Origin of the sequence: Flavobacterium psychrophilum (genome assembly GCA_001708385.1) — a bacterium.
Lineage (GTDB): Bacteria > Bacteroidota > Bacteroidia > Flavobacteriales > Flavobacteriaceae > Flavobacterium > Flavobacterium psychrophilum_A.
This window is the reverse complement of the sequence record CP012388.1, coordinates 2,059,198-2,077,929: the sequence shown is the minus strand read 5'-3', so window position 1 is coordinate 2,077,929 and position 18,732 is coordinate 2,059,198. Positions and strand designations below refer to the sequence as shown.

General features: G+C 42.0%; 15 protein-coding genes. 7 read left to right on the top strand and 8 right to left on the bottom strand.

The genetic code is table 11. The features are described from left to right. Positions 1-30 precede the first annotated feature (30 nt). The 6 genes from ALW18_09000 to ALW18_08975 all read left to right on the top strand — a co-directional run bounded on the left by ALW18_09000 (position 31) and on the right by ALW18_08975 (position 10,071). The gene (locus ALW18_09000; protein ID AOE52634.1) at positions 31-423 is read left to right on the top strand and encodes a hypothetical protein; all 393 of its coding nucleotides are present in this window, start codon (positions 31-33) and stop codon (positions 421-423) included. Positions 424-533: 110 nt separating this feature from the next. Continuing rightward, a complete protein-coding gene (locus tag ALW18_08995; protein ID AOE52633.1) occupies positions 534-1,244 on the top strand; it encodes a phosphonate ABC transporter ATP-binding protein in 711 nt (236 codons plus the stop codon). A 147-nt stretch (positions 1,245-1,391) separates the two neighbouring features. After that, a complete protein-coding gene (locus ALW18_08990; GenBank protein AOE52632.1) occupies positions 1,392-3,827 on the top strand; it encodes a multidrug ABC transporter substrate-binding protein in 2,436 nt (811 codons plus the stop codon). 2 nt (positions 3,828-3,829) lie between these two features. Then, positions 3,830-6,250 (top strand): multidrug ABC transporter substrate-binding protein, encoded by a 2,421-nt coding sequence (locus ALW18_08985; GenBank protein AOE52631.1) that lies wholly within the window; start codon positions 3,830-3,832, stop codon positions 6,248-6,250. A gap of 2 nt (positions 6,251-6,252) precedes the next feature. Continuing rightward, a complete protein-coding gene (locus ALW18_08980) occupies positions 6,253-8,676 on the top strand; it encodes a multidrug ABC transporter substrate-binding protein (GenBank protein ID AOE52630.1) in 2,424 nt (807 codons plus the stop codon). A 120-nt stretch (positions 8,677-8,796) separates the two neighbouring features. After that, the gene (locus ALW18_08975; GenBank protein ID AOE52629.1) at positions 8,797-10,071 is read left to right on the top strand and encodes a hypothetical protein; all 1,275 of its coding nucleotides are present in this window, start codon (positions 8,797-8,799) and stop codon (positions 10,069-10,071) included. Positions 10,072-10,232: 161 nt separating this feature from the next. Here ALW18_08975 and ALW18_08970 read toward each other — a convergent pair whose 3' ends face one another. The 8 genes from ALW18_08970 to ALW18_08935 all read right to left on the bottom strand — a co-directional run bounded on the left by ALW18_08970 (position 10,233) and on the right by ALW18_08935 (position 18,457). Further along, the gene (locus ALW18_08970) at positions 10,233-11,519 is read right to left on the bottom strand and encodes an argininosuccinate lyase (GenBank protein ID AOE52628.1); all 1,287 of its coding nucleotides are present in this window, start codon (positions 11,517-11,519) and stop codon (positions 10,233-10,235) included. Further along, on the bottom strand, positions 11,516-12,643 hold the full coding sequence (locus ALW18_08965; GenBank protein ID AOE52627.1) for an acetylornithine deacetylase: 1,128 nt from the start codon (positions 12,641-12,643) through the stop codon (positions 11,516-11,518). The genes ALW18_08970 and ALW18_08965 overlap by 4 nt, the downstream gene beginning before the upstream one ends. Before the next feature lie 15 nt (positions 12,644-12,658). Next, positions 12,659-13,438 carry an acetylglutamate kinase gene (locus ALW18_08960; GenBank protein ID AOE52626.1) on the bottom strand — a complete coding sequence of 260 codons (780 nt, stop codon included), beginning with the start codon at positions 13,436-13,438 and terminating at the stop codon, positions 12,659-12,661. Beyond that, entirely contained in the window at positions 13,428-14,378 is a 951-nt protein-coding gene (locus ALW18_08955; protein ID AOE54364.1) for an acetylornithine carbamoyltransferase, read from the bottom strand. Before ALW18_08955 ends, ALW18_08960 begins: the two co-directional genes overlap by 11 nt. Positions 14,379-14,421: 43 nt before the next feature. After that, positions 14,422-15,585 carry an acetylornithine aminotransferase gene (locus ALW18_08950; GenBank protein ID AOE52625.1) on the bottom strand — a complete coding sequence of 388 codons (1,164 nt, stop codon included), beginning with the start codon at positions 15,583-15,585 and terminating at the stop codon, positions 14,422-14,424. 82 nt (positions 15,586-15,667) lie between these two features. Beyond that, complete coding sequence (locus ALW18_08945) at positions 15,668-16,645, bottom strand: N-acetyl-gamma-glutamyl-phosphate reductase (protein AOE52624.1); 978 nt, start codon at positions 16,643-16,645, stop codon at positions 15,668-15,670. Continuing rightward, positions 16,638-17,831 (bottom strand): argininosuccinate synthase, encoded by a 1,194-nt coding sequence (locus ALW18_08940; GenBank protein ID AOE52623.1) that lies wholly within the window; start codon positions 17,829-17,831, stop codon positions 16,638-16,640. Before ALW18_08940 ends, ALW18_08945 begins: the two co-directional genes overlap by 8 nt. Beyond that, on the bottom strand, positions 17,831-18,457 hold the full coding sequence (locus ALW18_08935) for an acetyltransferase (GenBank protein AOE52622.1): 627 nt from the start codon (positions 18,455-18,457) through the stop codon (positions 17,831-17,833). Before ALW18_08935 ends, ALW18_08940 begins: the two co-directional genes overlap by 1 nt. Positions 18,458-18,495: 38 nt before the next feature. Here ALW18_08935 and ALW18_08930 point away from each other — a divergent pair, with 38 nt between their 5' ends. Next, positions 18,496-18,696, top strand: coding sequence for a hypothetical protein (locus ALW18_08930; GenBank protein AOE52621.1), 201 nt, complete (start codon positions 18,496-18,498; stop codon positions 18,694-18,696). Positions 18,697-18,732 lie beyond the last annotated feature (36 nt).

Here is an 18,732-nt window from a genome sequence, read left to right as displayed (position 1 = left end):
AAGTTAGTTTTATTATTTATTGTCATAGTTATGTCAATAGTAAAAATGGCAGCGCAGGAGGGGACAATTAAGGCTACGGGGCTGCATTTTATACAGCCTGTAAAAGATAAGCAATGGACAAACCATCATACCGATACCTATAGCGATGCAACATACAAAGAGTTTACAGGACAGGTATATTTTACGCTTACTCCCGGTAAGGCTGCCAACGTTAACCTTGCCTACGATATTGTAGTAAAAGAAGGTAAACTGGAAATGGAAGTAACCGACATCGATGGTAACACATTGTTAGAACACACTTTTAATGAAAACAAAAAAGACACTGAAATAATTTCTCTTGCAGCGGGCAAAGAGTATAAAATTAAATTTACAGGAAAGCAAACCAGCGGCTCGTATAAATGTAAGTGGGGTTTGAGTAAATAACAGCGGAGAGTTCAGTCATCAATCAAAAAAATCAGAAAAAACAATCATTAACCAAGCTGTATGTATGGAGCGTAATCAACTCCGGCAGGCAGCAGCCAAAAATCAATAGTATGATACATATTAAAAACCTTTCAAAAGTATTCAGAACAGAAGAAGTAGAGACCAAAGCACTTAACGATGTTTCGCTTGAGGTAAAACAGGGTGAATTCGTAACCATAATGGGTGCTTCGGGCTGTGGAAAATCGACCCTTTTAAATATTGTTGGTATGCTGGATAGCGCATCGGGCGGAAGCTATCAGCTGTTGGGTAAAGAAATAAACGGACTCAGCGAAAGCGAAAAGTCGAAAATGAGAAAAGAAAACGTAGGCTTTGTATTCCAGAACTTTAACCTTATCGACGAGCTTTCGGTTTACGACAATATAGAACTACCCCTTATTTATAACAATGTACCATCTGGCGAAAGAAAGAAAAAAGTGGAAGCTATTGCAGAAAGGCTTGCCATTTCGCACAGGCTGAAACATTTTCCGCAGCAGCTTTCGGGAGGTCAGCAGCAAAGGGCTGCCGTAGCAAGGGCATTGGTTAACGACCCAAAAATTATACTTGCCGATGAGCCTACAGGGAACCTTGACAGTAAAAACGGTAATGAGGTGATGGAACTACTTACCGACCTGCATGCAGCAGGGGCAACCATACTTATGGTAACCCACTCTGAATATGATGCATCGTTCTCGCAGAAAACCATAATAATGAAAGACGGTATGGTGCTTAGCGAAAGAAAAAACAGCAGGAATACAGATGTTTTTGTAACGAATGAGGCATAAATAGTTTTTGGTTATCGGTTGATGATTGTCAGATCAGATATTGGCTGAATGCCTCCATCAGAGTGAGTTCCGACAACCATCAACTGACAACCGTCAACAAACTAATCATCATCAATCAAATCACGGATAATCAAATCCACAAATCACATGTTAAAGAACTGGCTAAAAATATATTTATATCAGATAAAGAACAACAAGTTCTTTACGGCGCTAAATGTGCTTGGGCTTAGCCTTGGTATTGCCGGGCTGGTGTTTGCCATATTGTACTGGAACGACGAACATTCGTACAACCAATGGAACCCCAATAAAGACAATACCTTTCAGGTAATAAACGATTTGGGGAACGGTAATGTATGGGCAACAAATATCGCACAGACAGGCGCATTGGCAAAGGCACTGCTTCCTGAGGTTGCCGACTATTGTTATATGGACGACTGGTACCATGAAAACGTAGTAAGTTATAACGGAAAAGGTCAGGTTGTCAGCAAGATTATAAGTGCACAAAACAACTTTTTTTCTTTCTTTCCTTTTGAGTTTGTAAAAGGAAGTGCTGCTACTTCGGTCACGCCAAATTCTGTTGCAATATCTGAAGCAGCGGCTAAGCTGCTGTTTGGCGATGCCGACCCGATGAACAAGACCATAAAGTTTGCTAACGGTGGTGTATTTTCGGTAAAGGGAGTATACAGGCTTAACCAAAAATCGTCGTTTGAACCTAACATGGTATTTAACGGCATAGACAGCAGGCTAAAGGATAATAAAGATCAATGGGGTAACTATAGTTTTGGGTTATTCTTAAAACTTAAAGACCCTGCTAAAGCAAAAGCAGTAGAAGCAGGAATAAGAAAAATATACTTTGAGAACAGGACAAAAGCAAATGCTAAAGAAGAAGGACTTACACCAGAAGAGTACGTAAAAAAACATGGCGAAACCATGGTGTACCTTGAAGCGCTTAAAGATATCAGGCTGCATTCTGTAGCGCATGGCAGCCCGGAAGGGAAAGGTAACTACCGTTTCCTGCTTATTATGGCAGGATTATCTGTACTGGTGCTTATACTATCTATTGTAAACTATGTAAACCTAGCTACTGCAAATGCGGTTAAAAGGGCAAAAGAAGTTGGGGTGCGTAAAATTTTAGGCGCAGGAAAAGGCAATATTATAAGGCAGTTTATTTTTGAAACAATACTTACGACCTTATTTGCAATTCTGTTGGCCTTGGTAATAGTAGAGCTTTCGTTACCCTATTATAACGACTTTTTGGGCAAAGAACTCGCTATACACGGCAGTCAGTTTTACGTGCAGCTGATAGCCATTTTTATAGTGGTTATAGTGATGTCGGGTATATTTCCGGCGGTGTATGTTTCCAATTTCGAAACGCTGAATGTGCTTAAAGGCAATTTCGGGCGAAGTAAAAGCGGGGTATGGCTGCGTAATGGTATGCTTATACTGCAATTTGCAATAGCGTCTTTTTTTATTGTAGGATCGTATATAGTATACCGCCAAATAGAATACCTAACCAATAAAGACCTTGGCTTTACAGGAGACCAGGTTATACAGGTGCAATACAGGCAGCCCAATTACGACTGGAGTAAAAGAGACTGGACACCGGTTATGATGCAGCGCTATGAAACCGTTAAGCAGGAGGTTCGAAAAATAGAGGGTGTAGAGGAAGTCTCTGCAGGGGCGTTTACATTTGGCAGTGAGGCAAGTTCATCGTCTAACTTTAGTTATCGCGAAACAGTTAATGTGCAGGCTAAGAATATGGCAGTAGATTTTGAAATGCTGGATATGCTAAAGATAAAAGTTGTTAAGGGTCGTAATCTATCGCCTGCTTTGTCATCAGATACTATTAATTCTGTATTGGTTAATGAAACGGCCGTTAGAATGATGGGCGAAAAAGACCCTATTGGCAAAGAAATAAAATGGAATGATGAAAAACTGAAAATAGTGGGTGTGGTTAAAGATTTTCACTTTCAGAACATTAATGAGCCAATTCCGCCGATGACGTTTTTTCATTTTAAGACTATCGACTGGATGTTTGGCAATGTAAACGGTATTACCATAAAAGTAAAGGCCGAAAACATGGAACAAACCCTGGCCGGGTTGGAAAAATTATGGACTACCAAAATAGATACCGACTACCCGTTTGACTATGCTTTTGTAAATGCCAATTTTGCGAACACCTACAAGGCGTATGTAAAACAAAAGGACTTGTTTTCGTTGCTTAATGTTGTGGTAATTCTTATTGCACTGTTTGGTTTGTTTGCCTTGTCATCGTACAGTATTCAACGCAGGATGAAAGAAATTGCCATACGCAAAACTCTTGGCGCCGATACCGGTGTGCTGTTACTAGCCCTCTCAAAGCAATATGTAGTGTTTTGCATTACAGGTTTTCTTATTGCTTATGTACCGGCATGGATGCTGCTGGACAAGTGGCTTGAAACCTTTGCCTACCGTATCGATATTTCTATACTTCCGTTTATAATTGGATTTACGGTACTTATGGTTTTAACGCTTGCTGTTGTACTTTCAAGAGCCTACCAGGCTACCAGGGTAGATGTACTTACTTACCTTAAATACGAATAACGATGCTAAACAACTGGCTAAAAATATATTTATATCAGATAAAGAACAACAAGTTCTTTACGGCACTAAACGTGCTCGGTCTTAGCCTGGGTATCGCAGGGCTTGTGTTTTCTATATTGTACTGGAACGACGAGCACGCGTACAATAGCTGGAATCCTGAAAAGGACCGGGTGTTTTACAGTGTTATAGATATGGGCGAAAATAAGTTATGGGGAGCGAGTGCTGCACCCGTTGGTCCGCACCTTACATCTATACCCGAAGTAACCGAATACTGTTATATGAACGCCTGGTACAATAACGCTGTTTTAGAATACAAGGGCAAAAAGGAAATGATAGGCAAGGTTACCGATGCCCAAAAGAATTTTTTTAGCTTTTTTCCTTTTGAATTTATTCAGGGCAATGCCAAAACAGCTTTAGATGAAGGCAGCATTGCATTGTCTGAAACTACTGCCAAACGCCTGTTCGGAAGTCAGGCTCCAATGGGGGAGCAGGTACGCTATGGCGAAAAATTGCTTACGGTAAAAGGAATATACAGGCTTGACGGAAAATCGTCTTTTCAGCCGGATATCGTTACTAACGGCATTGATCCTAAACTGAAAGAAAACGAATCGCGCTGGGGTGCTTTTAGCTTTGCTATGCTTGTAAAACTTAAAAACGCCGATGACGCTGCTGCTGTAGAGCAGAAAATTGAAAAGCTGTATTATGATAACGCGACAAAATTATATGCTGCCGAAAATGGTATTTCGCCCCAGGAATATATAAATCGCTATGGCGATACTAGGGTACACCTGGAGTCGCTTGCCGACCTTAGGCTTCACTCTCGTGTTCGCGATGTGCCCGAAGGCAGGGGCAATTACCAGTTCTTAATGATAATGTTAGGGTTGTCGCTGCTTATACTGCTATTGTCAATCGTAAACTATATTAACCTTGCCACAGCCAACGCCATTAAAAGGGCAAAAGAGGTTGGGGTACGTAAAATACTGGGGGCTACAAAAAGCAATATCATAAAGCAATTTGTGTTTGAGACAGTGCTTACGACATTGTTTGCTTTACTGCTGGCAATGGTAATTGTAGAAATTTCGTTGCCTTACTACAATATGTTTCTGGGTAAAGAACTGGTTATAGAAAGTAGCCAGTTTTATATACAGCTTATCGTAGTGTTTATAGTTATAGTGCTGCTTTCGGGTATATTGCCTGCGGTGTATGTTTCGAAATTTGAGTCTATAAATGTGCTTAAAGGCAATTTTTCCCGAAGCAAAAGAGGGATATGGCTTCGCAATGGCATGCTCGTACTTCAATTTGGTATAGCGTCGTTTTTTATCATCGGTTCGTATATTGTTAACCAGCAGGTAAACTATCTGGCATCTAAAGATGTAGGTTTTAAAGGCGACCAGGTTATAGATATAGCCTACAGAAACAGCTACGATTTTAAAGATGAAAAATTCAGGGAAAAGCTTGCCCAAAAATACAGTTCGGTTAAGCAAAGATTGCTGGCTATAAAAGGGGTACAGAAGGTATCCGGCGGTACTTTTAAACTCGGTGGCGGATCATCGCACTCAAGTTCTTTTACCTACGGCGATGCAGAAGTATCGCTGCAATATATGGTAACCGATTTTGGACTGTTGGACATGATGAAGATAAAAATGGCGCAGGGTCGCGATTTGTCCCCCCGTTTTGCTTCAGATACTATCAATTCGGTTCTGATAAACGAAACGGCAATGAAGATGTTTGGTGACAAACAGCTTGTAGGTAAGTTCATTAAATGGGATAAAGATGACTATAAGGTTGTGGGTGTTGTAAAAGATTTTCATCTAAACAATCCGCAGGATCCTATTCCACCAATGGTATTTGCGCACCAAAAAGCAATGAACTGGATGATGCAGAATACTAACGATATTTATGTAACAGTAGACCCTACCCATATGGAATCGGCTCTTGCCGAAATGGAACAGCTATGGCATTCTATAGACCCGGATTATCCATTTAGCTATGACTTTGTAGATAAGTATTTTGCCCGCTCATACCAGAGTTATGTACACCAGCGTAATTTGTTTACCCTGCTGAATATTGTAGTTATGCTGATAGCCTTGTTCGGTTTGTTTGCCCTGTCGTCGTACAGCATTCAGCGCAGAATGAAAGAAATAGCCATACGTAAAACACTGGGTGCGGAAACAGGCGTACTGCTTACAGCACTTTCTAAACAGTATATCGTGTTCTGTATCGTAGGGTTTGCAATTGCCTTGTTTCCCGCATGGCTGCTGCTTGATAAATGGCTGGAAAATTTTACCTATCGCATAGATATATCGGTACTGCCGTTCCTGGCAGGTTTTATAGTGCTTATGGTCCTTACACTTATAGTTGTAATAAGCAGGGCCTGGCATGCTACCAGGATGGATGTACTTACTTACCTTAAATACGAATAACCATGATAAACAACTGGCTTAAAATATATTTATATCAGGTAAAGAACAACAAGTTCTTTACGGCACTAAACGTGTTGGGGCTTAGCCTTGGTATTGCAGGGCTTGTATTTTCTATACTATACTGGAACGATGAACATGCCTATAATAACTGGAATCCGGATAAGGATACAATATTCTATTCGGTGGCAGACCTCGGCGAAAACAAAATGTGGGGTGCCAGCGCAGTACCGGTAGGTCCTCATCTGAGGGCAATACCCGAAGTAACAGAATACTGCTATATGAATGCGTGGTACAATAGTGAAATTTTGGAGTACAAAGGCAAAAAAGAGATTGTACAGAAAGTTACCGATGCGCAAAAAAGCTTCTTCAGCTTTTTCCCTTTTGAATTTGTTCAGGGTGACCCTAAAACTGCCCTGGACGAGGGAAGTATAGTATTATCTGAAGCTACAGCAAAGCGCTTGTTTAATGATGTAAACCCTATGGGAGAACAGGTAAAAGCCGGCGATAAAATGCTTACTGTAAAAGGGGTTTACAGGCTTAATGAAAAGTCGTCTGTAATGCCCGATATGGTTATCAATGCGATAGAAGCCAAGTTAAAAGAAACCGAAACGCGTTGGGGTAGTTTTAGTTATGCCATGTTCGTAAAACTAAAAAGCCCCGAAAATGCAGTTACGGTAGCGGAAAAAATTGAGCGTTTATATTATGATAATAACACAAAAGTAAGTGCTGCGCAGAGTGGAATTTCTCCTGAAGAATATATTAAACGTTACGGGAAGACTAAAATATACCTGGAAGCATTGGCCGATGTAAGGCTGCACTCCCGTGTTGGCGATTTCCCCGAAGGCAGGGGCAGCTACCAGTTCTTAATTATAATGTCGGGCTTATCGTTACTTATATTGTTGATATCTATAGTAAATTATGTAAACCTGGCTACTGCCAATGCCATTAAAAGGGCAAAAGAGGTTGGGGTGCGTAAAATACTGGGTGCCACTAGAGGCAATATTGTAAGGCAGTTTGTTTTTGAAACTGTGCTTACTACCCTGTTTGCCATACTGCTGGCTATGGTAATAGTAGAAATCTCGCTGCCGTATTATAATATGTTTCTGGGTAAAGAACTGGTTATAAAGAGTAGTCAGTTTTATATGCAGCTTGTGCTGGTGTTTATTATAATAGTAGCATTATCGGGAATTTTCCCGGCAATATATGTTTCAAAGTTTGAAGCCGTAAACGTACTTAAAGGTAATTTTTCAAGAAGCAAAAAAGGAATATGGCTGCGTAACGGTATGCTTGTATTTCAATTTGGTATAGCATCGTTCTTTATTGTAGGCTCTTATATTGTAAACCAGCAGGTAAATTACCTGTCGTCTAAAGACCTTGGGTTTAAAGCCGATCAGGTTATAGATGTAAGTTACAGGGATGCGTTTAATGTTAGGGGAGAAGGTGCTGAAAAGATACTTGCCCAAAAATATGAATCGCTAAAAGAGAGGATCAAGGCTATTAAAGGTGTTAAGCAGGTTTCTGGCGGTACTTTTAAAATAGGAGGAGGAGGATCGTACCAAACCTCTTTCAATTATAGGGAAACAGAAGTTTCATTACAATATATGATACTCGACTTTGATCTTATGGATATGATGAATATAAAGGTTACCCAGGGTAGAAGCCTGTCCCCCAACTTTGCTTCAGATACCATCAATTCGGTTTTGGTGAACGAAACGGCTATGAAGATGTTTGGAGAAAAAAATCTTTTAGGTAAATCGGTCACCTATTGGGACGATCAGAAATTTAAAGTTGTGGGAATTGTAAAGGACTTTCACCTGAATAGCCCGAAAGACCCTATTCCGCCAATGATCTTTTCCCATTACAAAACGATGAACTGGATGGTGGCGAATATCAATAATATATATATAAAGGTAGATCCTGCCTATATGGAACCGGCTCTTGCCGAAATTACAGCGCTATGGCATTCGGTAGATCCTGATTATCCTATTAACTACGATTTTGTAGATAAAAATTTTGCCAGGTCATATCAGGGATTTGTACACCAGCGCAATCTTTTCGGCCTATTGAATGTCGTGGTAATACTCATAGCTTTATTCGGGCTGTTTGCTTTATCATCTTACAGTATACAACGCAGGATGAAAGAAATAGCCATACGCAAAACACTGGGTGCCGAAACCCGTGTACTGCTTGCAGCACTCTCTAGGCAATATGTGCTCTTCTGCATTATTGGTTTTGTAATCGGCCTTGCGCCGGCATGGTGGCTGCTGGATAAATGGCTTGAAAATTTCTCATACCGTATAGCAATTTCTGTACTGCCGTTTCTTGTTGGTTTCCTTTCGCTAATGGTGCTAACACTTTTGGTGGTGCTTTCAAGGGCGTGGTACGCTACCCGGGTAAATGTTCTTGCATACTTGAAATACGAATAAAACATACTATATAATTACTTTACGCCTGCGGCAGATGTTGCAGGCGGAGGTACAATACTACCCAAAATGAAGGCTTTATCGCGATACCTATTCCTGTTTTTATTACTATCATCCGGCTTTATGCAGGCGCAGGAAGTATGGACATTTGAGCAGTGCATTGCTACAGGAATGCAAAACAATCCCGAATTTCAGTTACGCCAGTTAGAGATATTGAGTGCCGAGACTACGCACCGCAGTCCACTATTGGAGTTCCTGCCAACGGTGGGGGTATCGGCATCACACAGTTATAGTATCGGGTCAACTATTGATCCTTCGACCAATAACAGGGTGAGCAGGAACATACAAAGCGATAATGTATCGCTGGATGCTAATATGAACATCATCAACTTTAATACCTTTACCACGGCACGCAGAAATAAGATCGCAGTGCTTAAGGTAAAAGCTGATAAAGAGGCCACTGCTGCCGAATATCAGCTTACGGTACTGGAAAATTATTTTAATGTGCTTTACAGCCAGGAATTGCTGAAGATTCAGTTAGGAAGGTTTGAAAATGCAAAGTTCAATCTTAACAGGATAGATAAGGAAGTAAGCATTGGCAGCAAGCCTAAGAGCGACCTGTACGACATGCAGGTAAGCTATGCGCAGGAAGAGAATAGCATAACGCAAACCAAACAACTGCTTTACAACCAAAAGCTTACATTGTTACAGCTTATGAATGTAAAGGATACAGATCCTGACAACATCATCTTTGCCAATATAGAGCGCATAGATCTTGCCGGTAAACCTGCGGCTGAGGTGTATACCAATGCTTTACAGCATTACCCTAAGATACAATCGGCACAATTGAGTGCAGACGTTGCTAGGAAAGACATTACCATACAAAAGAATGCTTATCTGCCGGTGATATCGGCGTTTTACAGCTATTCGTCTTTTTACTACCTGCCTTTAAATGAGCCGGGTAACATGGTAGACCCGTTTTGGACACAGCTTAACGATAACAAAAACCATTATATAGGTTTACAGCTTAGAGTGCCTATTTTCAATGGATTAAAGACGCATCGCGACGTTCAGCTGGCAAAAGTAGAGTTTCAGAAGCGTAACGTAGAAACCGAGCAGGAAAAGATAAAGCTACGACAGACAATCGAGCAGGAAACGGCTAAAAAACAGCAGAATGAGGTGCTTGCACTACAGTTAGAACAAACAAGAGCTTATGCTCAAAAGTCGTTTGAGACCACGCAGGCAAAATTTAGTAGTGGGCTGGTAGAGGCCATTGTTTTTACCACATCAAAAAACCAGTTGCTCACTACCGAATACGACCTCCTTAAAGCACAATTTACGATGAGGTACCTGCAACTAAAATTGAGTTTTCTTGAGTTTAATACTTTCACTTTCTGAAATCCGGGTGCCGGGTTTGTTGAGTGATCCGGTGCCTGGATTTTTAAAAAACAAAAAGTGCAACATTATTTATAATGTGCACTTTTTCAGTGTTTTAAAAAATGCCTGTTTTAGCCAAAATGGATCAAAAATAAGCATTTTGATGTACCAATTGTGCACTATTAATTGCTAAAAACAGCTGCCATTTTTGCTTTTATCTCATTAAGGCACAGGTTGTTAATGCTGCCTTCGTGGGTGTGTTTAGTGGCCTTTGGCGACTGGAAAGAATTATTTTCTACCTGTTCGCCCACTATTTTATAGGCATCCCTAAAGGGTACTCCGCTGGTTACCAGCTCGTTTAGTGCATCTACAGTAAATAGGTAATCGTACTTTTTGTCGTCCAGTATGTTCTGGTTGGGTTCAATCTCCCTGATGCTGAAAATCGCCATTTCAAGACACGATTTCAAAGTTTGGAGTGCAGGAAACAACCCTTCCTTCAGCAACTGCAAATCGCGGTGGTAGCCACTTGGTAAATTATTGGTTATCAAGGTTATTTCGTATGGCAATGCCTGAATTTTATTGCATTTACCTCGTATAAGCTCAAAAATATCAGGGTTTTTCTTGTGCGGCATAATGCTGCTTCCTGTTGTAAGATGCTGTGGCAGAGTAATAAAGGCAAAATTCTGACTCAGATACAGGCAGATATCCATCGCCAGTTTAGACAATGTACCCGCTACCGATGCCATAGCGAAAGCAGCCGTTTTCTCAGCTTTTCCACGGCTCATTTGTGCTGCTACCGAGTTGTATTTCAATGTATTGAATCCTAATTCCTGCATTGTGAATGTCCTGTCTATAGGAAACGAACTGCCATATCCTGCCGCAGATCCCAATGGGTTTTGATCGGCTACAGAAAGGGCTGCGTTTAGCATAACTACGTCATCTACAAGGCTTTCGGCATATGCCGAGAACCACATTCCGAAAGATGATGGCATTGCCACCTGAAAATGAGTGTAACCCGGTAAAAGTATGTCTTTGGTAGCTTCGGCTTTAGCAAGTAATAGTTCGAATAACTCGTTGGTTTGCTGCTTTATAGCTGTTAATTCAGCTTTTAAAAACAGGTGCACATCTACTAAAACCTGGTCGTTTCGCGAACGTGCGGTGTGTATCTTTTTACCGGTATCGCCCAGCTTTTCTATCAGCAGGTATTCTACCTTACTGTGCACATCCTCAAAGGATTGCTCAATAAAAAAGTTGCCTTTTTTAATGTCGGTCAGTATGTCTTCAAGGGCCATTACCAGATCTTGTGCTTCTTCGGTGGTTAGCAGTCCGGTTTTTGCCAGCATTTTAGCGTGAGCCATAGATCCAACTACGTCATATTCAGCTAAAAGCAGGTCGAGTTCACGGTCGTTGCCTACAGTAAAGAGGTCGGTTTTTATGTCGGTAGGTATTCCTTTTTCCCAGAGTTTCATGGTAAATTTTTTAGGTCGGATAGTAGTACTTCCGAGGGTATATTTTGCTTCAGGAAAGTAGCCAGTATATTGATATACAGTGCTATTCCTTCTTCAATTTCATTAATAAAAATAAATTCGTCTGCTGTGTGCGACCTCGGCGAGCTGCCCGGGCCCAGCTTAAGCGACTGGCAATACAGCACCGATTGATCAGACAATGTTGGCGACCCATAGGTAGTTCTTCCAAGGGCTATCCCTGCCTGTACAATAGGATGGTTTTTATCTATAGATGAGGAGTTTAAGTGCAGCGATCGCGGTTTTACTGTTGCCTTACCTTCAAGCTCCTTTTGTATAATTTCGAGTACTTCGGTGTTGGTGTATCGGTCGTTAACCCTCACGTCTACAACCAAATGGCATTCTGCGGGTACAACATTATGCTGCTTGCCGGCATTGATGCCTGTAACCGTCATTTTCATCGGGCCTAATACATCGCTTACCTTGTCAAAACAGTAATCTCTAAACCATTCTACAACACCTAAAGCATTGTAAATAGATACGTTATCGTTAGGATGTGCGGCATGCCCCGGAGTTCCTTCCACAATAACGTCAAGTACTAAAAGCCCTTTTTCAGCTATCGCCAATTGCATTTCGGTAGGTTCGCCTACTATAGCACAATCCAGTGTTGGCAGGTGTTTTAGTACACTATTCAGTCCGTCGGGGCCACTGCTTTCTTCTTCTGCAGATGCCACAATAACAAGGTTATACGGCAGATTTTCAGCGTCATAAAAGTAAGTGAACGTAGCAATTAGCGATACTAAACAGCCTCCTGCATCGTTACTGCCAAGACCAAAAAGCTTACCATCTTTTACGATAGGTTCAAGTGGGTTTAGCGTATAGCCCTGATTGGGTTTTACCGTATCATGATGAGAGTTCAGCAGCAGAGTAGGTAATGCCTCATCGTACTGTTTGTTGAAAGCCCAAATGTTATTCTTTTCCCGTTTAAAAGGTATGTTATTAGCAGAAAACCAAGCTTCTATAAGCAATGCGGTACCTTCCTCTTCCGATGAAAAAGACTGTGTTGCAATTAGCTGTTTTAATAGTGCAATGGCTTCCTGGGTAAGTGTCTGTATGGTTTTAACGGCCATAATAGTGTTTTTTGGTTAAGGCGTAATAAGGGTGTGGGCTTCGCCGTTTATCATAGCGGGACTGCCAATACCTATCTGCGTAACCCCTTTATTCAGAGCGTTAAAGCAGTTTTCCAGTTTAGGCAGCATGCCGCTGTGTATAGCACCCTGTTCCCTCAGTGTGCTGAATTCCCAAAAAGTAAGGGATTTTATGACTGAATCGGCATCATTTACGTCGAGTAACACACCTTTTTTCTCAAAGCAATACAGTAGCTTCACATCAAAGTATTCACTGCTTGCAACCGCTAATTCGCTTGCAATAGTATCGGCATTGGTATTCAGCAGTTGCCCGTTTCCGTCGTGAGTAACAGCGCAGAAAACCGGCACAATACCCAGTACTGTAAGTAGTTCCAATAGTTTTGCATCCACCGAAACCACATCGCCAACGTAGCCGAAATCTACCGCTGCATTCTTCCTTTTTTCAGAGCGTATCAGGTTACCATCGGCACCTGTAAAGCCCATAGCATTGCTCCCAAGCGCCTGAAGATTAGCGGTAATACTCTTGTTTATACATCCTGCATAGGTCATAACGGCAACTTCCAGCATTGGGGCATCGGTTATCCTGCGGCCTTCATGAAAAACAGCTTCAATACCAAGGCTTTCAGCGGTTCTTGTGGCGAGTTTTCCACCACCGTGTACCAGTATTTTGGCACCTTCTATAGCTGCAAAATCTTTTAGGAAACTGTCAAGAGCAGCAGCATCGTCAATAACATTGCCACCAATCTTTACTACGGTAAGCGGTGTTTTATTGCTCATTGTCAAGTATTTTGGTCAGTATTGCCTGTGTGGCAAACGTACGGTTATTCGCCTGCGGAATCACTATAGACGCGTCGCTGTCAAGCACGGCATCGGTTACGATCATATTCCTCCTTACAGGCAGGCAGTGCATAAATTTGGCATGGTTGGTAAGTGCTATTTTCTCTGTAGTTACTGTCCACGAAGGGTCTTTGCTCAAAATCTGACCGTATTCTTCATACGAGCTCCAGTTCTTGGCATAGATAAAATCTGCATTGGCAAAAGCCTCGTCCTGATTGTGTGTAATAGTAACACCCTCAGTAAATTCAGGGTTTAGCGCATAGCCCTCGGGGTGTGTAATTACAAAATCTACATCAGCCTTTTTCATCACTTTCACAAAAGAATTCGGTACAGCATGAGGCAACGCTTTAGGATGCGGTGCCCATGTAAGCACTACTTTAGGGCGTGCCTTTGTTTTGTATTCTTCTACCGTAAGGGCATCAGCTACAGCCTGTAACGGATGCTCTGTAGCGCCTTCAAGGCTTATAACGGGTACCGAAGCATATTTAAGAAATGCACCTATAACGTACTCTTCTTCATCTTTTTCCTTGTCTGTAAGGGTAGGAAAGCTACGGATAGCAATTATATCGCAGTATTGCGAAACTACCTGCGCTGCCTCTTTAACGTGTTCAACACTGGTACCATCCATAATAGCACCATCTTCAAATTCCAGCGACCAGCCTTCGGTATTCAGGTTCATTACAATGGCATTCATTCCAAGGTTAAGTGCCGCTTTTTGGGTGCTGAGCCTTGTTCTTAAACTAGGGTTAAAGAACAGTAAACCAAGGGTTTTTTTTTTGCCTTTTTCGGGGTGGGCAAAGGGAGCCGCTTTTATTGTTTTTGCTAATGCTACCAGACTTTCAAGATCCTGAATATCATCAACAGAAGTGAATTTTTTCATTGTTTTTAAATTTAAAATCAACGGTTTACAACCTACAAGGTTTTCAAGATATTGCAGAAATTGCATCTTCAGATACAGCCTCAAGCGCTTTCTTCAACCCTGCAAAAAACACATCTACATCTCCTTTGGTTATAGACAGTGGCGGCAGTATGCGCAACAGGTTCTTCTGCGAAGCATTGCCTGTAAAAATGTGTTCGTCGTAAATAAGCTTCTTCCTCAGTTCGCCCACTTCAAAGTCAAATTCAAGGCCCAGCATCAGGCCGCGTCCTTTGATGTTTTTTACCTGCGGAATCTGTCCTGCAAGCTCCCTAAAGTAGTTGCTTACCTCGTTTACGTTTTCGATAAGGTTTTCATTTTCTATAATTTCCAGTACCGATAATGCTGCCGCAGATGCCAGATGATTACCACCAAAAGTGGTACCCAGCAATCCGTGTGATGCATTAAATTTAGGCGAGATAAGAATACCCCCGATAGGGAAACCGTTACCCATACCTTTGGCAAGGCTAATGATATCGGGCTGTATACTATGGTGCTGGTGTGCAAAGAATTTACCCGAACGCCCGTAGCCGCTCTGTATTTCGTCCAGTATCAGCACTACATTATGGTCATTGCATGCTTTTTCTATGTGCTGAAAGAAGGCTGTTGTAGCTTCATCCAATCCGCCAACACCCTGAATGCCTTCTATAATAACCGTACAAGCATCGCCATTTGCAATTTCTGCATCAAAAGCATCAACATCATTTAGTGGAAGAAATACTACCTCATGGCCTGCATTTATCGGAGCCACTATTGAAGGATTATCAGTTGCTGCAACAGCTGCCGATGTCCTTCCGTGAAAGGCTTTTTTAAAAGCGATCACTTTCTTTTTCTGGGTATGGAAAGATGCCAGTTTCAGTGCGTTTTCATTGGCTTCTGCGCCTGAATTACAAAGGAATAGCGTGTAGTCAGGGTAACCCGATTGCTGCGATAACTTTGTTGCCAGTGCTTCCTGAACAGGATTGTAAATAGAGTTAGAATAAAACCCTATTTTACCCGCCTGATCGCTTACTGCTTTTACATAATCCGGGTGCGAATGTCCTGCCGAAATAACGCCGTGGCCTCCGTAAAAGTCAAGGTATTCCTGTCCTTTATCGTCCCACACTTTTGCCCCCAGTGCTTTTACCGGGGTTATATTATATATTGGATATACGTTGAATAAATTGCTCATTTTCTTAAATTTTTTTATCCTCACCCCAGCCCTGTTCAGAGGAGAGGGGGCTGGGGGTGAGGCCTTTTCGTGATAGATATGTCTAAAACCCTGCCGGTTTCAGTCTCAATCCTGTAGTCTCATCAAGCCCAAACATCAGGTTCATGTTCTCAATTGCCTGCCCCGATGCGCCTTTTACAAGGTTATCAATCACCGAAGTAATCAGCAGGTAACTGCCTTTTTGCTCTAAGCTTATAAAACATTTGTTGGTCTGCACTGCCAGTTTCAGGCTTATAGCATCGGTTGTTACATTTACAAATGGCTCATCTTTATAATAGCTGTTGTACAATTCTACAACTTCCTGGAAATCTGCTTCTAGCTTAGTATACAGCGTTGCAAATATGCCACGGGTAAAGTCGCCACGATTGGGGATAAAAAGCAGTTCAGCTTCAAAACCCGATTGCAATTGGGTAAGGCTTTCGCCAATCTCTCCCAAATGCTGATGCTCAAATGCCTTGTAGTGCGACATATTATTGGTTCGCCACGGGTGGTGCGATGTTGCCGATGGCATAACACCTGCGCCCGTACTTCCTGTTGTTGCATTAATATGTACCGTGTCCTGCAACAAGCCCTTTTGCGCCAGTGGCAGTAATGCCAGCTGAATTGCAGTTGCAAAACATCCGGGGTTGGCAATATATTTAGCTTTGGTAATAGCTTTTCTATTTAGTTCCGGCAGTCCGTAAACAAACTGTTTTGCGTCAAAATTGCTGTCCTTTTCAAGCCTGAAGTCATTGCCCAGGTCGATTATTCTGGTAGTTGACGAGAATGGATTAGCTGTTAAAAATGCTTTCGACTGACCGTGGCCTAAGCACAAAAACACGACATCAACATCCGGATTTACGTTTCCGGTAAAGTTAATGTTAACATCGCCCAGCAAATCCTGATGAACCGATGTTACGGGCTTATCCGCGTTGGTTGTGCTGTATATAAAATCAATAGATACGTTTGGATGGTAGGCCAGCAGCCTAAGCAATTCACCCGCCGTATAACCAGATCCGCCTATTATACCTGCCTTAATCATAACTTTCCTGGTTTACCTGAGCATATATATTTTGGGCATTGCCCACAATTTTAATAAAGCCTTTAGCATCGTCTGCCGTCCAGGCATTGTTTACTTCACCATACTGCCCAAAGCCTGTGTTCATTAAATCGTGAGCCGATTCAATACCGTCAAGCGAGAAATGGTAAGGTTTCAGGGTAACAGTAACCGTACCTGTCACCGTTTTCTGGGTGTCTGTAAGGAAAGTTTCAATGTTACGCATTACAGGGTCAAGGTATTGCCCTTCGTGAAAAAGCATGCCGTACCAGTTGCCCAGCTGCTCTTTCCAGTATTGCTGCCATTTGCCAAGTACGTGCTTTTCAAGCAGGTGGTGCGCTTTAATTATGATAAGCGGAGCCGCAGCCTCAAAGCCGACACGCCCTTTAATACCTATAATAGTATCGCCCACATGTATATCCCTGCCTATGGCAAATGCCGATGCAAGTTCTTCCAGTTTCTGGATGTTTAATGATGGTTTTTCGAAAGATCCGTTAAGGCCTGCAAGCTCACCTTTTTCAAAATGGAGTGTAACTTTTTCGTGCTCTGTTTTTAGTAACGGAGAAGGGTAGGCTTCTTCCGGTAGCGGCTGACCCGATGTAAGGGTTTCTTTTCCTCCTACACTTGTACCCCAAATGCCTTTGTTAATGGAGTACTGCGCTTTTTCCCATGAGTATTCCACACCATTTTGCTGAAGGTATTCTACCTCCTGCTGACGGGTAAGCTTAAGATCACGAATAGGTGTAATGATCTGCATTTCCGGAGCAATAGTCTGGAAAACAAGGTCAAACCTAATCTGGTCGTTACCTGCTCCGGTGCTGCCGTGTGCAATGGCATCGGCACCCTCTTTCTTAGCGTGCTTAACAGTTTCCAAAGCCTGAAAAACCCTCTCAGCGCTCACCGAAAGTGGGTATGTATTGTTCTTAAGCACATTACCAAATACTAAGTACTTAATAGCTTTTTCGTAATACGCATCTATAATATCCAGGTTGGTATGCTTTGCAGAACCTAATTCGTAGGCTCTTTTTTCTATAGCTGTAAGTTCTTCAGGAGTAAAACCTCCTGTATTTATAAGCAGAGTATGTACTTCATACCCAAGGTCGTTCTTTAAATATTTAAGGCAGTAAGAGGTGTCAAGGCCTCCGCTGTAGGCTAAAACTACTTTTTTCATTATGCTTTTTCTTTTTTAAGGAAGAGTGCCTGCTTAATGCTTTTAAGCCTGGTTAGCACTTTCTGATTAAAATTGTATTTTTCTTCTTTTTGCTTTTTGTCTGCAGGATCATACAGCATGCCGGTGCACAGGCACATCTTGTATTCTTTGCGTTCAAGGATATCAAAATTGGTGCAGCCACGGCAGCCGTTCCAAAAGGTAGGGTCGTCTGTTAATTCGCTAAAGGGTACAGGCTTATAGCCCAGCTCGCTGTTAATCTTCATAACGGCAAGCCCGGTGGTAATACCAAATATTTTGGCACCCGGATACTTTTCCTGCGAATAGTCGAACACGCGCTCCTTGATCTTTTTGGCAAGCCCAAGATTTCGAAAATCGGGGTGCACTATAAGTCCGGAGTTTGCCACAAACTTACCATGCGACCAGCTCTCTATGTAGCAAAAGCCTGCAAATGCGCCGTTTACTAATGCTATAACAGCGTCGCCGTGCTCCATCTTTTTTATGATGTAGTCAGGACTCCTTTTGGCAATGCCTGTGCCTCTTATAATGGCCGATGCCTCCATGGTATCGCATATCTGCTGCGCAAATTTGTAATGCCCTTCGTGGGCTATCACAATAGATACATCCATTGCAAAAATGTATTAAAATTATAATTATCGGTTCAAATATGGGAATACAAACCGGGCGGACCGGTTTAAATAATAGATGTAGACCCTATGGCCGGAACGGTCTGGGACTGAATAGGATATTAAGTGAAGCAATTAATATAAAGCCTGTAAATACAGGACTCCCAATAAAAAAGGATTGTGATTTCAATTCAGAAGAAATAAATAAAAATGAATATTCGGGCGAAAACTTAGCGGTATAGTTTACCGCACCATCCGGCTGGGAGCCGTGGTGTTTG